General features: G+C 69.4%; 15 protein-coding genes and 1 tRNA gene. 1 reads left to right on the top strand and 15 read right to left on the bottom strand.

Translation table 11 applies throughout. The features are described from left to right. The 14 genes from nuoG to ACOQFR_RS14200 form a co-directional block, all read right to left on the bottom strand. Positions 1 to 2,304 (bottom strand): NADH-quinone oxidoreductase subunit NuoG, encoded by a 2,304-nt coding sequence (gene nuoG, locus ACOQFR_RS14135; protein ID WP_421382970.1) that lies wholly within the window; start codon positions 2,302 to 2,304, stop codon positions 1 to 3. Continuing rightward, positions 2,301 to 3,671 (bottom strand): NADH-quinone oxidoreductase subunit NuoF, encoded by a 1,371-nt coding sequence (nuoF, locus tag ACOQFR_RS14140; RefSeq protein WP_421382972.1) that lies wholly within the window; start codon positions 3,669 to 3,671, stop codon positions 2,301 to 2,303. Before nuoF ends, nuoG begins: the two co-directional genes overlap by 4 nt. An 8-nt stretch (positions 3,672 to 3,679) precedes the next feature. Continuing rightward, positions 3,680 to 4,207, bottom strand: coding sequence for an NADH-quinone oxidoreductase subunit NuoE (nuoE, locus tag ACOQFR_RS14145; protein ID WP_421382974.1), 528 nt, complete (start codon positions 4,205 to 4,207; stop codon positions 3,680 to 3,682). Between the two features lie 14 nt (positions 4,208 to 4,221). After that, the gene (locus ACOQFR_RS14150) at positions 4,222 to 5,478 is read right to left on the bottom strand and encodes an NADH-quinone oxidoreductase subunit D (RefSeq protein ID WP_421382976.1); all 1,257 of its coding nucleotides are present in this window, start codon (positions 5,476 to 5,478) and stop codon (positions 4,222 to 4,224) included. Next, entirely contained in the window at positions 5,475 to 6,206 is a 732-nt protein-coding gene (locus ACOQFR_RS14155; RefSeq protein ID WP_421382978.1) for an NADH-quinone oxidoreductase subunit C, read from the bottom strand. Before ACOQFR_RS14155 ends, ACOQFR_RS14150 begins: the two co-directional genes overlap by 4 nt. A gap of 16 nt (positions 6,207 to 6,222) precedes the next feature. Then, on the bottom strand, positions 6,223 to 6,777 hold the full coding sequence (locus tag ACOQFR_RS14160) for a NuoB/complex I 20 kDa subunit family protein (protein WP_421382980.1): 555 nt from the start codon (positions 6,775 to 6,777) through the stop codon (positions 6,223 to 6,225). Next, positions 6,768 to 7,124 carry an NADH-quinone oxidoreductase subunit A gene (locus ACOQFR_RS14165; protein ID WP_421382982.1) on the bottom strand — a complete coding sequence of 119 codons (357 nt, stop codon included), beginning with the start codon at positions 7,122 to 7,124 and terminating at the stop codon, positions 6,768 to 6,770. The genes ACOQFR_RS14160 and ACOQFR_RS14165 overlap by 10 nt, the downstream gene beginning before the upstream one ends. Positions 7,125 to 7,205: 81 nt before the next feature. Continuing rightward, positions 7,206 to 7,290 (bottom strand) — tRNA-Leu (locus ACOQFR_RS14170). A gap of 55 nt (positions 7,291 to 7,345) precedes the next feature. Further along, entirely contained in the window at positions 7,346 to 7,846 is a 501-nt protein-coding gene (secG, locus tag ACOQFR_RS14175) for a preprotein translocase subunit SecG (RefSeq protein WP_421382984.1), read from the bottom strand. Between the two features lie 11 nt (positions 7,847 to 7,857). After that, positions 7,858 to 8,610 carry a triose-phosphate isomerase gene (gene tpiA / locus ACOQFR_RS14180; RefSeq protein ID WP_421382986.1) on the bottom strand — a complete coding sequence of 251 codons (753 nt, stop codon included), beginning with the start codon at positions 8,608 to 8,610 and terminating at the stop codon, positions 7,858 to 7,860. 42 nt (positions 8,611 to 8,652) lie between these two features. Beyond that, positions 8,653 to 9,075 (bottom strand): group I truncated hemoglobin, encoded by a 423-nt coding sequence (locus tag ACOQFR_RS14185; RefSeq protein ID WP_421382988.1) that lies wholly within the window; start codon positions 9,073 to 9,075, stop codon positions 8,653 to 8,655. A gap of 11 nt (positions 9,076 to 9,086) precedes the next feature. After that, on the bottom strand, positions 9,087 to 9,953 hold the full coding sequence (locus ACOQFR_RS14190; RefSeq protein WP_421382990.1) for a DUF3034 family protein: 867 nt from the start codon (positions 9,951 to 9,953) through the stop codon (positions 9,087 to 9,089). A gap of 32 nt (positions 9,954 to 9,985) precedes the next feature. Beyond that, a complete protein-coding gene (locus tag ACOQFR_RS14195; RefSeq protein ID WP_421382992.1) occupies positions 9,986 to 12,331 on the bottom strand; it encodes a putative bifunctional diguanylate cyclase/phosphodiesterase in 2,346 nt (781 codons plus the stop codon). Then, positions 12,331 to 12,999 carry a methylamine utilization protein gene (locus ACOQFR_RS14200; protein ID WP_421382994.1) on the bottom strand — a complete coding sequence of 223 codons (669 nt, stop codon included), beginning with the start codon at positions 12,997 to 12,999 and terminating at the stop codon, positions 12,331 to 12,333. Before ACOQFR_RS14200 ends, ACOQFR_RS14195 begins: the two co-directional genes overlap by 1 nt. A 111-nt stretch (positions 13,000 to 13,110) precedes the next feature. On the opposite strand from ACOQFR_RS14200, the gene ACOQFR_RS14205 reads away from it, so the two are divergent. Further along, entirely contained in the window at positions 13,111 to 13,917 is an 807-nt protein-coding gene (locus tag ACOQFR_RS14205; RefSeq protein ID WP_421382996.1) for an SDR family NAD(P)-dependent oxidoreductase, read from the top strand. A 9-nt stretch (positions 13,918 to 13,926) separates the two neighbouring features. On the opposite strand, the gene ACOQFR_RS14210 is transcribed toward ACOQFR_RS14205, so the two are convergent. Next, positions 13,927 to 14,880 (bottom strand): isopenicillin N synthase family dioxygenase, encoded by a 954-nt coding sequence (locus ACOQFR_RS14210; RefSeq protein ID WP_421382998.1) that lies wholly within the window; start codon positions 14,878 to 14,880, stop codon positions 13,927 to 13,929. Positions 14,881 to 14,909 lie beyond the last annotated feature (29 nt).

Here is a 14,909-nt window from a genome sequence, read left to right on the forward strand (position 1 = left end):
TCAGGCCCCCACCACCGCGAGGCGCGCGACCGGCGACATCGGCGCGGTGGCTTCGTAGCCGTTCTCGATCCACACGGCGCCGCGCGGCACGCGCGGGCTGACGCTCACCGGCAGCGCGGCGCTGCCGACGCCGTCGCCGACCTTGGCGATGCCGCCGTCGGACAGGCCACGGGCCAGCGCTTCTTCCGGGTGCACCACCACGCGCGCGCCCAGCGTGAGCGGGTGCGCGTTGAGCGCCGCGGCGCGGCGCAGCACGGCATCGCCGCGGTAGATCGGCGTGCTGGCGATGCGCTCCAGGCCCGGATCGGCCTTGGCGACCTCGGCCAGGCCAGTCCCGGCCTTCGGAGCGGACGGCGCGAGGCCGGCGCGCAGGCCGTGCAGGTCGGTGAAGTCGAAACCGGCCAGTTCCAGCTGGCCGCCCAGCGCACGCAGCACGCGCCAGCCGGCGCGCGCCTCGCCCGGCAGCTTGCCGCCGGCCTGGGTGGCCTGGTCGGTGCCGTCGAGGTTGGTCAGCGTGGCCTCGATCTCGGGCAGCAGGCCGATGGGCAGGATCACGTGCGCCAGCTTGCGCAGCTCGTCGGAGGCGAAGGCGGCGAAGGCCACGACCTTGGCGCCGGCCAGGGCCTTGAGCGCCTGGGCGCCGTGCGCGAAGTCGTACTGCGGCTCTATGCCGTACAGCAGGTAGGCCGGCAGCGGCTTGGCCAGCATGGCGGCGGCGTGCCTGCCCTGCCCCGTCGGGTGCAGGCCGTGGCGCGCCAGGCCGATGGCGTTGGCGCCCTGCGGAATGCGGTTGAGCTGCGCGCCGGTGGCCTGGGCCAGGGCGCGCGCGGTGGCGCGCAGCCAGGACGCCTGCGCGTGGTTCTCGGCCAGCTCGCCCAGCACGATCACCGCGCTGCCGGCCTTGGCCAGCGCCTCGGCCATGGCCTGGGCGCCATCGTGGTCCTGCGCGGCGATGACCGAAGGCAGCGTGGCGCCGGCGGCGGCGGCGACCGCGGCGAAGGCGCCGGGCAGCTGCGAGGGCGCGACGATGCGCTTGCCGGCCAGGGCGAAGGTGGTTTCGAAGTCGACCGGGTTGATGGCGTAGACCTTGGCGCCGCGCTTGCCGGCCTTGTGCAGGCGCTGGTGCAGCAGCGGCAGCTCGTGGCGCAGGTTGCAGCCCACCAGCAGCACCGCGTCGGCGGTTTCCATCGCCGCCGAAGCCAGGCCGAACGGCTCGGCGTGGGCGTCGTCGGCGAAGTCGAGCGCCTTCAGGCGGTGGTCCACGTGGCCGGTGCCCAGGCCACGCGCGATGGAAGCCAGCAGCGCGCCTTCCTCATTGGACGTGGCCGGGTGCGCCAGCACGCCCAGCGATTCACCGGCCTCGCGCAGCAGCTTGGCGGCGAGCGGCAGCGCCTCGTCCCAGCTGGCTTCGCGCCAGGCGTCGCCTTCGCGCAGCAGCGGACGGGTGGCGCGGTCGGCCGCGGCCAGGCCCTGGTGCGAGTAGCGGTCGCGGTCGGACAGCCAGCATTCGTTCACGGCTTCGTTGTCGCGCGGCACGGTGCGCAGCACGTCGCCGCGGCGCGCGTGCAGGTAGAGGTTGGAGCCCAGCGCATCGTGGTAGCCGATGCTTTCGCGGGCCACCAGCTCCCAGGCGCGGGCGCGGAAGCGGAACACCTTGTTGGTCAGCGCGCCGACCGGGCAGACGTCGATGACGTTGCCCGACAGCTCGGTCATCAGCGGCTTGCCGTCGTAGGTGCCGATCTGCAGGTTCTCGCCGCGGCTCATGCCGCCCAGCTCGTAGGTGCCGGCGATGTCGGCGGTGAAGCGGATGCAGCGCGTGCACTGGATGCAGCGCGTCATGTCGGTGGCCACCAGTGGGCCCAGGTCCTCGTCGGCGACCACGCGCTTGCGGTCCACGTAGCGCGACACCGAGCGGCCGTAGCCCATCGACACGTCCTGCAGCTCGCATTCGCCGCCCTGGTCGCAGATCGGGCAGTCCAGCGGGTGGTTGATCAGCAGGAACTCCATGACGTTGCGCTGCGCGTCGAGCGCGCGCTTGGTCTGGGTGGTGACCTTCATGCCTTCCATCACCGGCGTGGCGCAGGCCGGGGCCGGCTTGGGCATCTTCTCCACGTCCACCAGGCACATGCGGCAGTTGGCGGCGATCGGCAGCTTCTCGTGGTAGCAGAAGCGCGGCACGGCGATGCCGGCCTTGTCGGCGGCCTGGATGATCATCGAGCCCTTGGGCGCGGTCATCGCGACGCCATTGATCTCGATGTTCACCACGTCGGGCGCGGTGGCGGGGGCGGTGGGGACGGCGCTCATGCGGCTTCCTCGGCGGCGACGACCAGCGTGCCGGCGGCCTGGTCATCGACGTAGAAACGCTTGTTGACGATGGCGTATTCGAATTCGTGCCAGTAGTGGCGCAGGAAACCCTGCACCGGCCAGGCGGCGGCCTCGCCGAAGGCGCAGATGGTGTGGCCCTCGATCTGGCCGGCGGCGCCCTTGAGCATGTGCAGGTCTTCCATGGTCGCCTTGCCTTCGGCGATGCGGGTCAGCACGCGGTACATCCAGCCGGTGCCCTCGCGGCACGGGGTGCACTGGCCGCAGGACTCGGCGTAGTAGAAGCGCGCGATGCGCTGGCAGGCACGCACCATGCAGGTGGTCTCGTCCATCACGATCACGGCGCCCGAGCCCAGGCCGGAACCGGCCTTCTGGATCGAGTCGTAGTCCATCGTGCAGGCCATCATGGTGTCGGCCGGCAGCACCGGCATGGACGAGCCACCCGGGATCACGGCCTTGAGCTTGCGGCCGCCCTTCACGCCGCCGGCCAGGGCCAGCAGGTCGGCGAACGGCGTGCCCAGGCGGATCTCGAAGTTGCCCGGGTTCTCGACGTGGCCGGAAACCGAGAAGATCTTCGGGCCGCCGTTGTTGGGCTTGCCCAGGTTGAGGAACCACTCGGCGCCGTTGCGGATGATCGCCGGCACAGAAGCGTAGGTCTCGGTGTTGTTGATGGTGGTCGGGCGGCCGAACAGGCCGTAGTTGGCCGGGAACGGCGGCTTGTAGCGCGGCTGGCCCTTCTTGCCTTCCAGCGACTCCATCATCGCGGTCTCTTCGCCGCAGATGTAGGCGCCCGCGCCCAGCGCGGCGTACATGTCCACGTCCACGCCCGAGCCCAGGATGTCCTTGCCCAGCCAGCCGTTGGCATAGGCTTCCTTCAGCGCTTCCTCGAAGTGCTCGAAGGGTTCGTGGTGGAACTCGCCGCGCAGGTAGTTGTAGGCCACGCTGCAGCCGGTGGCGTAGCAGGCGATGGCCATGCCCTCGATTACCGCGTGCGGGTTGTAGCGCAGGATGTCGCGGTCCTTGCAGGTGCCCGGCTCGGACTCGTCCGAATTGCACAGGATGTACTTCTGGCCCGGCGCGCTGCGCGGCATGAAGCTCCACTTCAGGCCCGTCGGGAAGCCGGCGCCGCCGCGGCCGCGCAGGCCCGACTGCTTGACCATGTCCACCACGGCGGCCGGATCGGTCTTCTCGGTCAGGATCTTGCGCCAGGCGGCATAGCCGCCGGTCTTGAGGTAGTTCTCGTAGGACCAGGGCTTGTCGAAGTGCAGCGTGGTGTAGACCACGCTGTGCTCCTGCGGCGCGGGGCCGACGGGACCGGTGGGCTCGGAGTAGTGGGAATGGTGCGCCATGGTCTTGCTCACTCCAGTCCGTCGAGCAGCGCATCCACTTTTTCAGTGGTGAGCTTCTCGTGGTAATGACCGTCCACCACCATCATCGGCGCGCCGGCGCAGGCGGCCAGGCACTCTTCCTCGACCTTCAGGAAGATGCGGCCGTCGGCGGTGCTTTCGCCGTGGCGGATGCCGAGCTTGCGCTCGCAGTGGCGCACGATGTCTTCGCCGCCGTTGAGCCAGCAGCTGATGTTGGTGCAGATGGCGACCTTGTGGCGGCCAACCGGCGCCAGGTCGAACATCGAATAGAAGGTGGCCACTTCATAGGCCCACACCGGCGGCAGGCCCAGGTACTTGGCGGTGGCGGCGATGATCTCGTCGCTCAGCCAGCCGCCGTTCTGGTCCTGCGCCGCCATCAGGCCCTGGATCACGGCCGAACGCTTGCGGTCGGCAGGGAATTTCGACACCCAGTGGTCGATGTGCGCGCGCGTGGCGTCCGACAGCGCGACCATCGGGTCGACGTGCTGGCAGGCGGCGAAGTTTCCTGTGGCTTTCATCGGTCAGTGGATCCTTAGCGATCGATTTCGCCGAAGACGATGTCGTAGGTGCCGATCATCGCGACGACGTCCGGCAGCATGTGCCCGCGCACGATGGTGTCCATGGACGAGAGGTGGGCGAAACCCGGGGCGCGCAGCTTGAGCCGGAACGGCTTGTTGGCGCCGTCGGAGACGATGTAGGCGCCGAACTCGCCCTTGGGCGCTTCCACCGCGGCATAAGCCTCGCCGGCGGGCGTGCAGTAGCCCTCGGTGAATAGCTTGAAGTGGTGAATCAGCGCTTCCATGTCGTCCTTCATTTCCGCGCGGCTGGGCGGCGCGACCTTGAAGTTCTTCACCATCACCGGGCCCGGGTTGGCACGCAGCCAGGCCACGCACTGCTTGATGATGCGGTTGGACTGGCGCATTTCCTCGACGCGGACCAGGTAGCGGTCGTAGCAGTCGCCCTGCACGCCCACCGGGATGTCGAAATCGACCTGGTCGTAGGCGGCGTAGGGCTGCTTCTTGCGCAGGTCCCAGGCCAGGCCCGAGCCGCGCAGCATCGGGCCGGTCATGCCCCAGGCCAGGGCCATTTCCGGCGGCACCACGCCGATGCCGACCGTGCGCTGCTTCCAGATGCGGTTGTCGGTAAGCAGGGTCTCGTACTCGTCCACGCGGCGCGGGAAGTCGTCGGTGAAGGCGTCCAGGAAGTCGAGCAGCGAACCCTCGCGCCATTCGTTGGCGCGCTTGAGGTCGGCGCCCTTGCGCCAGGGCGACTCGCGGTACTTGGGCATCGTATCGGGCAGGTCGCGGGCGACGCCGCCGGGACGGTAGTAGGTGGCGTGCATGCGCGCACCCGACACCGCCTCGTAGCAGTCCATCAGCTCTTCGCGCTCGCGGAAGGCGTACAGGAACACCGCCATCGCACCCAGGTCCAGGCCGTTGGAGCCGATCCACATCAGGTGGTTGAGGATGCGGGTGATCTCGTCGTACATCGTGCGGATGTACTGCGCGCGCACCGGCGCCTGCACGCCCAGTAGCTTCTCGATGGCCAGCACGTAGGCGTGCTCGTTGCACATCATGGACACATAGTCGAGCCGGTCCATGTAGCCGATGGACTGGTTGTAGGGCTTGGACTCGGCCAGCTTCTCGGTGCCCCGGTGCAGCAGGCCCACGTGCGGGTCGGCGCGCTGCACGACTTCGCCGTCCATCTCCAGCACCAGGCGCAGCACGCCGTGCGCGGCCGGATGCTGGGGGCCGAAGTTGAGGGTGTAGTTGCGGATTTCCTGGGTCATGGGGTGGCCGGGTCCTTGCGCGGGTGCTCGGTGGCGGCCTGTTCCCAGCGCGAGTCCTCGCGCACCACGCGCGGCACGCCCACGCGCGGGTCGATGCTGACCGGCTCGTACACCACGCGCTTGCGTTCGGCGTCGTAGCGGACCTCGACGTTGCCGGTGAGCGGGAAGTCCTTGCGGAACGGGTGGCCCACGAAGCCGTAGTCGGTGAGGATGCGGCGCAGGTCCGGGTGGCCTTCGAAGAGGATGCCGAACAGGTCGAAGCACTCGCGCTCGAACCAGTTTGCTACGGGAAATACATCAACAAGCGACGCGACGACAGGCAAACTATTGTCCGAGGCAAAACAACGGAGCCTCACGCGCCGGTTGTGCTTGACCGAAAGCAGGTGCGCGACCACCGCGAAGCGGCGCTCCGGACCGTTGCCGCGCGGGCGGTCGGCCCAGTTGAAGCGGCCCGGGCCGGCGCCTTCGACGCCGCGCGAGAAGCCTTCCGAGGAGACGTCGGTGGTGTCCCACTCGTCCTCGCCGTAGCCCAGGAAGTCGACGCCGCACAGGTCGATCAGCGACTCGAAGTGCAGGTCGGCGTCGTCCCGCAGCAGGCGTGCGCCCTCGAGCCAGCCTTCGGGCGTGAGCTCGACCGTGGTCTCGCCCAGCGCTTCGCGCACCGAGACGACGCGGTCCTGCAGGCGCGCCCGGAGGCGCTCGGTGAAGCTCGTCGTCGGTTCGACCATGGCGGCGGCGGGGTCCTTAGCGGGCGATGGTGTTGGTGCGGCGGATCTTCTTCTGCAGCTGCAGGATCCCGTAGATCAGCGCCTCGGCGGTCGGCGGGCAGCCGGGCACGTAGATGTCCACCGGCACCACGCGATCGCAGCCGCGCACCACCGAATACGAATAGTGGTAATAGCCGCCGCCGTTGGCGCAGCTGCCCATCGAGATCACCCACTTCGGATCGGGCATCTGGTCGTAGACCTTGCGCAGCGCCGGGGCCATCTTGTTGACCAGGGTGCCGGCCACGATCATCACGTCGGACTGGCGCGGCGAGGGGCGGAAGATCACGCCGTAGCGGTCCAGGTCCAGGCGCGAGGCGCCGGCGTGCATCATCTCGACCGCGCAGCAGGCCAGGCCGAAGGTCATCGGCCACATCGAGCCGGTGCGGGCCCAGTTCACCAGGGTGTCCACGCTGGTGGTGACGAAGCCGCGCTCGAGCAGCGGGTTGTCGCCTTCGGGGCGAAGGATGTCGTCCACCGAGCCGATCGGCTCGGGGTTGTTCATCACGCGCGCGATCGCCGAGGTCACTCCCATTCCAGGGCTCCCTTCTTCCAGACGTAGATGAAGCCCAGCACCAGCAGGCCGATGAAGATGCCCATCTCGGTGAGGCCGACGATGCCGAGGTTGCGGAAATTGACCGCCCACGGGAAAACGAAGGCGATTTCCAGGTCGAAGATGATGAACTGGATGGCGATGAGGTAGTAGCGCACGTCGAACTGCATGCGCGCGTCCTCGAAGGCCTCGAAGCCGCATTCGTAGGGAGAGAGTTTTTCGCTGGTGGGCCGCTTGGGGCCCAGGGCCCAGCCCATCACCAACAGGACGATGCCCAGGCCGGTGGACACGAACAGGAACAGCAGGATCGGCAGATATTCGCCCAGCACGCGCGCTTCCTCACCCTTGCGCCCGTGGGCGCGTTCGTGCCGCCGCTCCAGCTTCGCCGGGCGGCAGCCCGTACAACAAGTTGGTGCCCGAGGGGGGACTCGAACCCCCACGACTTACGTCGCTACCACCTCAAGGTAGTGCGTCTACCAATTCCGCCACCCGGGCAGGTGTGCCTCGTTTCCGGAAGCCCGGAAAGGAGGCGTCAAATTGTACCAGCCGATCAGCCGCCTTGGCTGCCCTGATCGTCATCCGCGGCCGGCGCAGGTTCGGCCGGGGCCGCTTCCGACGGGGTCGCTTCGGCCGCAGGCGCGGCCTTGCTGGCGGCCGGTTCGACGGCCGGGGCCACCGGCGCGTCGGCCGGGGCGTTGGTCGGCGCGACCGGGATCACCGGCACGTCGGAGGTCGGGGCCTTGCCTTCCGGCGCGGCGGGCGCGGCCGGCACGTCCGACATCACGCCCAGGTCTTCCTGACCGGGGGTGTGGACGATGGTGCGGGTGGCGTTCCAGGCCATGCCCAGGCTCATCAGGAAGAACACGACGGCCAGCCACTTGGTGGCTGTGGACAGGAAGTTGGCCGAGCCGCGCGCGCCGAACACGGTGGCCGAGGCGCCGGCACCGAAGCCCGAGCCCGCGGCGGCACCGGAGCCGCGCTGCATGAGGATGAGCACGATCATGGCGATCGCGACCAGCACGTAGATGACACTGACGATGGTGAGCAGCATGATGTGTTCGTTTACCTCGCCGCCGCGGCGACGATTGCCAGGAAATCCTGGGCCACGAGGGACGCGCCCCCGATGAGGCCACCATCGACGTCGGGCTGGGAAAACAGCTCGGCCGCGTTGGCGGGTTTGACGCTGCCGCCATAAAGCAGGGGCAGCGAGCCGGCGATTCTAGCATCGTGGGCCCGGAGTTCGCCACGGATGAAGGCGTGGACCTCCTGGGCCTGCTCCGGCGTGGCCGTGCGGCCGGTGCCGATGGCCCAGACCGGCTCGTAGGCCAGCACCGCGTCGGCGAAGGCGGCGATGCCCGCCAGGGCCAGCACCGGCTCCAGCTGGCGCTGGATGCACCACTCGGTCTGGCCGGCCTCGCGCTGGTGCAGGGTCTCGCCCACGCACAGGATCGGCCGCAGGCCGGCCTTACGGGCCGCGACGAACTTCTCGGCCACCAGCTGGCTGCTTTCCTCGTGGTACTGGCGGCGCTCGGAATGGCCCACCAGAGCGTAGCGGGCACCCACGTCCAGCAGCATCCGGCCCGAGGTCTCGCCGGTGTAGGCACCCTGCTCGTTCACCCCCAGGTCCTGGGCCCCGAAGGCGAGGCCGCGCGGGCCGTAGGCGGCGACCAGCTCGGCCAGGTAGGGCAAGGGCGGCAGGATGGCGATTTCGACGCCCGCTGCGGCCGGGGCGGAGGCTACCGCATCGAGCAGCTGCCGCGCGAAGGCGCGGTCCCCGTGGAGTTTCCAGTTGCCGGCGACGATCTTCTGGCGCATGTCGGTGTCCTCTGGCTCAGGCGCCAAGGATACCGCGCCCGGCTAGGGGCTGACGATGTCGCGGTGCATCGGTGCCAGCCGCACCAGCAGCCGGTTCTGGGCCCGTCGCGGGATGCCGCGCGCGTCCATCGCGTCCACCAGGTCTTCCACCAGCGCGTTGAAATCGGCCTCGGTCACCGCCAGCGTGGCGTGCGATTCGGCCATGGTCTTGCCGGTGTAGGTGCAGGGGCCGCCCACCTCCACGCAAATCTGCTCGACCAGGCGGTCATTGAGGTTGACCAGGTCCACCTCGGCGAAACCTTCGTTGATGCGCGGGTCTTCGAGCACGCGCACCAGCAGTTCCTCGACCAGTGCCTCGATGCCTGCGCGTTCGCCGAATTGCTGGTACAGGGTCTGGCGCGGCGTGCTGGCGCAGGCAGCCAGGGCCACCAGCAGGACGGTCAGGACGAGGTGGCGCAGGCGCATGCCGGGACCCTTCAGTAGCTCAGCTGCAGCGAAAGATAGGCGCCGCGCTGTTGGCGCAGGCCGGCGATGTCGCCCAGGTCGGCCCAGGCGGCCACCACGGCCACATGCTTGTTCGGGAACCACGCCACGAAGGCATCGCGCCAGTCGTCCTCGGCGGCGAAACCCAGGTTGTCGGGCTTCTGGCGATACTCCACGCCCACCGCCCAGCGGGGATCGAGCATCACCGCCGCCGAGCCCTCCCAGACCAGCGAACGGCCGCCATCGCGGTCGCCGCCGAAGCCCAGCAGGCCGGCCTGGTTGGCTCGGGTCGAGCGCAGGGTGGCGTTGAGCAGCAGCTGGTAACCGCCGGCCGCATCAAGGAACAGCTTGCTGGCACTCACGTAGACATCCGTGCCTTGGTCGTCGCGTGCGCCCACGGCCAACGGCAGCGCGCCGTCGCGCAGGCGCTTGCGCTGCACGCCCAGGCTCAGCTGCGGCCAGCCGCCGTAGACGAGGTCGCCGTGCAGGCGCAGCTTGGCGCCGAAGATGTCCTGCTCCAGCGCGTCCCAGGGCAGCGACAGCCGGTCCTGCAGGGCGCCCAGGTCGAAGCGCTGCCGGGCGATGGACAGCTCCAGCCGATTGCGGAAAGTCCACGCGGCGCCATAGGCGTCCAGCGCGTAGTCGCCGGTATCCACGCGGGTGTAGAAGGCGGTGCCGCCGTTTTCGTCGCGCGTGCCATAGCCCGCCAGCACGGCCCAGGGCACGATGCCGCCGCCGGCCGCGCCCTCGACCTGGCTGGCGCCGCCGGTGGCCAGCAGCCTGCCCTCGCCCGCCGCGGCCAGCGCGGGCGCGAACATCAGCATGAGAACGAGGAGGATGGAATGCCTGACCCGGACCATGGCCGGAAAAAGACCACAAGCCGCCCCGCCCTTCAAGCCCCGACCCCGGAAAAATCGCGGCACCAGTCCACCAGCGCCCCGCCCTCCAGCGGCGCGCTGAACAGGTAACCCTGCACCATGTCGCAGCGGTAGCGCTTGAGCAGGTCCAGGCTGATGTCGGTCTCGACGCCCTCGGCGATCACCGAAAGACCCATGTTGTGGCCCAGCTCGATGGTCGAGCGCACGATCACCGCGTCGTCGCTGCCTTCGGTCATCTGCATCACGAAGCTCTTGTCGATCTTGATCTCGTCCACCGGCATGCGCTTGAGCTGGGCCAGCGACGAATAGCCGGTGCCGAAATCGTCGATGGACAGCCGGATGCCGCCGGCGCGAAGCCGGTGCAACATGCGCACCGCGTAGTCGACGTCCCGCATCAGGGCGCTTTCGGTCACTTCCAGGATCAGCCGGGTCGGCGGCACCTGGTGCCGCCTCAGGCAGTCCTGGATGAAGTCGGGCAGGTCCGCGTCCATCAGGTCCATGGCCGAGAGATTGATCGCCATGCCCAGGTCCAGGCCCTGGGCGCGCCAGCGCTGGTTTTCCCGCAGCGCCGAATCAAGCACGAAACGGGTCAGCTCGTGCACGAAGCCGGAGCGCTCGGCCAGCGGGATGAACTCGTCCGGCGGCACCGAACCAAGCTGGGCGTGGGTCCACCGCAGCAGGGCCTCGACGTGGCGCACCTGGCGGCTGGCCAGGTCCACCTTGGGCTGGAACTTCAGGCCCAGCTCGCCGCGCGCGATCGACTGCCGCAGGTCGCCCATCAGGGTGAGCTGGCGCAGGTGCACCTCGTCGCGGCCGGGCTGGTACACCGCCACCCCGGTGCGCGCCTGCTTGGCGTCGTACAGCGCGATGTCGGCGCGTCGCAGCAGGGTCTGGGCGTCGTCGCCGTGGTCGGGATGCAGCACCATGCCGATGCTGCAGTCCAGGTTGATGCGGGTGCTGGGCAGGTCCAGCGGCAGCCGCAGGTGCTCGAGCAGCGACTGCGCGCGCCGCACGGCATGGTCGCGCTCCACGTCCTGCATCAGCACCATGAATTCGTCGCCGCCCAGCCGCGCCACCATGTCCTCGCTGCGCACGGCCTGGCGCAGGCGCTTGCCCACTTCCTTCAGCACCTGGTCGCCGAAGCCGTGGCCCAGGGTGTCGTTGATTTCCTTGAAGCGGTCCAGGTCCAGCATCAGCACCGCGCAACAGTGGCCGTCGGGAGGACGGATCGCGATGGCCTGCTCGAGCCGGTCGCGCGCATGGGCGCGGTTGGGCAGGCCGGTGAGGCCGTCGTGGTTGGCCTGGTGCAGGATGCGTTCCTCGCGGGCCGCGATGCCGCGCTGCATGTGGCCGAAGGCATTGGCCAGGCCAGAAATCTCGTCCTTGCCGGCGGCCTGGATCGGCTGGCTGTAGTCGCCGGACTGGATGCGCTGCGCGGCTTCGGACAGCTGGCTGACCGGCCGGCTGATGCTGCGCCCGAAATACGCGGCCACCAGCAGGGCCAGCAGGCCCGCGAGACCCGACAGCAGCAGGATGCGGCCCTTGAGCGACGCGTACGGCGCCATGGCGCGGTCCAGGGACCCCTGCAGCACCACCAGCACGGGCGCAGCGGTGTCACCCGGCAGGGCCTGGGCAAGCACGAAGTACTGGCTGCCGCCCAACTCCAGCCCGTGCACGCGCTGGTCGGCCTCGATGCGTTCACCCGCGGTGCCGGCCAGCGAGGTGCGCGCGGCCGCGGGCAGACTGGAGCCATAGACCCGGAGACGCTCGCCCTCGCGCCGCACGAAGCTGGCGTCCAGGCCCGTCAGCGCGCGGTAGTCGCCGGCATAGGCATCGCCGAAGGACGAGCCCAGCGCCACCCATGCGATCTGGTCGGGCGCCATCACCGGCAGCAGCGCGACCACGTGCAGCTCACCGTCCAGCGCCACCACCGACACCGCGAAGCCGTCCTCGCGCGCCTGCCGCAGCAGCGGCGCCATGGCCTCGAGCTGGCGCTGGGCATTGGCACCGGCCAGGCCCGCGCGCAAATCACCTTCCGGACCCAGCAGCAGGGCGGCGTCGGCGCCGATGCGGCTGGCCTGGTTGCGCAGTGCCGATTCCATCGTGGCGCGGTCGCCGCTGGCCGCCGCGGCCTTGAAGCCGAAGTCGTCGGCCAGCACCAGCGCTGATTCCAGCAGCTGGCTGCTGCGGTTGTCGTAGAAACGCTGCCACACGCGCTCGCCCAACTGCAGGGATTCCACCAACTGGCGGCTGACGCTGCGTTCGGTGGCCACGTGCACCACCGCGAACGTGGCGAGCTGGGCCGCCAGCACCAACAGCACCAGCAGCAGGAAGATCTTGGTCTGCAGGCGTGAACGCATCAGGGGTCCCGCTTGAGGCTGCGCAGTTTTTCCTGCAGCGCGCGCAGGCGTTCGCTGCCTTGCCGCAGCGGCGGCGCCGGGCCCAGGGCAAGGCTCAGATCCACCGGGACCTGGCCCGGGCCGATCACCACGTCCCGGTCAGCCAGGGGCGCCTTCTGTCGCGCATGCCACACGCGCAAACGGTACTTGCCGGGCGGCGCGGCGACGGCGACGCGGCCCTGGGCGTCGGTCTTGCCGAAGTACGGCGTCTCCAGCACCACGATGTAGCCGATCATCCAGTCGTGGATGTTGCAGCCCACCACCACCACGCCCGGCCGGTCGAACAGCACCGGTGCCTGCGGCGTGCCCGAATACAGCGGCAGCTCGAAAGGCTTGGGCGCGGAGAAGGAATAGACCTGGTGCTGCACGGTGTCGCTGTTGGGGAAGCTGACCCGGGTACCTACCTGCACGGCCAGCACGCCCGGTTCGAAGGCGGAATTGCGCTGGTCCATGACGGCCTCGCCGCCCTGCAGCGGCACTGCCTCGGCATGCAGGCTGACCACGGCATCGGGAACGGGCGCCGGGCCGTCGCTTACTGCAATCTTGAGTGGCGCGGCCTGCACCGGCCCCGACAGCGCCAGAACAAACAAGAGCCCGGCGTACCCGCCGAGCCTGTGGAAAACAGCCATGACACCCCCTGTGTCCGGCAGGCCCGGTCCAGGCCAGGTTCGATTAGCCCGCAGGCGCGGTGATAATGGCGCGAAGTCGGCCCTCCGCCGAGACGCCCGGAACCCAGAACCATGACGCAGTCCACGAAATCCGGCCACGCCCTCGTCACCGGCGCCTCCAGCGGCATCGGCGCCGCGATCGCCCGCGAGTATGCCCGGCGCGGCAAGCCGCTGGTGCTGGTGGCGCGCCGCGCCGACCGGCTCGAGGCACTGGCCGCCGAGCTGTCCGCCCGCGTGCCCTGCGTGGTGATCGCCGCCGACCTGGCCGATCCCGCCACGCCGGCGCGGTTGTTCGCCGATACCCAGGCGCGCGGGATCTTCGTCGACACCCTGGTCAACAACGCCGGTTACGGCGTGCCGGGCCGCTACCTGTCGGCCGACTGGAAGACCCACGCCGACTTCCTGCAGGTGCTGATGACCTCGGTGGCCGAACTCACCCACCGCTACCTGCCCGCGATGGAAGCGGCGCGCCATGGCCGCATCCTCAACGTGGCCTCGCTGGCCGGCCTGGTGCCCGCCACCGCCGGCCACACGCTCTACGGCGCGACCAAGCTCTGGCTGATCCGCTTTTCCGAATCGCTCGACCAGGAGATGCGCCCGCACGGCGTGCACGTCACTGCCCTGTGCCCGGGCATGACCTACACCGAATTCCACGACGTCAACGGCATGCGCGAGAAGGTGTCCAAGCTGCCCAAAGGCATCTGGCTGGGCAGCGATGACGTGGCCCGCCTGGGAGTGGACGCGGTGGAATCGGGCCGGGCGCGCATCGTCACCGGCCGCGCCAACCGGCTGATCGCGGCGCTGTCGAAGTACCTGCCGGACGCGCTGGCGCGGGCGCTGATCAGCTCGCGCTCGAAGGACTTCCGCGACGCCGATTGAGGCGCCGGCTCAGACCAGTTTGATCTCGCGCAGCCGCTCCATCAGGTACTCGTGCGAGGTGATGGGCGTCGGGTACCGGTCGGGATTTTCGGCCGTGACGCAGCCCGGCAGGGTCTTGATCAGGAAGTTCGGGTTGGGGTGCAGGAAGTACGGCGTCGAGTAGCGCGGCTTGCGCGCGGCCTCGCCCGGCGGATTCACCACGCGGTGGGTGGTGGACGGGTACACGTGGTTGCTCAGGCGCTGAAGCATGTCGCCGATGTTGACCACGATGGTGTCGGCGTCCGAGGTGAACGGCACCCACTCGCCCGCGCGCGAGCGCACTTCCAGGCCGGCGGCGCTGGCGCCGACCAGCAGGGTGATGAAGTTGATGTCCTCGTGCGCGCCGGCGCGCACGTTGGGAATGTCGTCGGCGGTGATCGGCGGGTAGTGGATCGGCCGCAGGATGGAATTGCCGAAGTTGGTCTTGTCGGCGAAGTAGTCCTCGGGCAGGCCGATGTGCAGGGCCAGCGCGCACAGCACGCGCGATCCCAGTTCATCCAGCGACTGGTAGAGGCCGTAGGCCACCTCCTTGAACTCGGGCACCTCGGCCGGCCAGAGGTTGGGCGGCATCACGTCGGCATACTTCGAGTCGCGCGGGATCTCGCGGCCGACGTGCCAGAACTCCTTGAGGTCGAAGTGCTTGGCGCCCTTGGCCGTCTCGATGCCGAACGGCGTGTAGCCGCGCGCGCCGCCGATGCCGGGCACGTGGTATTGCCGCTTGGTCTGCTCGGGCAGCGCGAAGAACTGCTGGAACACGTCGTAGGCGCGGTCGATCTGCGCCTGCGGGATGCCGTGGTTGCGGATGCCCGCGAAACCCCACTCCCGGTAGGCCGCGCCCAGCTCGGCGACGAAGGCCTCGCGGTCGGCGGCGCTGGAGGGATGGCTGAAGCGCTGGATGTCGAGAGTGGGGATTCGGGCGGTCACGGCGGGATTCCGGGATCAGGTTGGGGGGA

The organism is Arenimonas sp. MALMAid1274, from assembly GCF_049195245.1.
Taxonomy (GTDB): Bacteria; Pseudomonadota; Gammaproteobacteria; order Xanthomonadales; family Xanthomonadaceae; genus Arenimonas.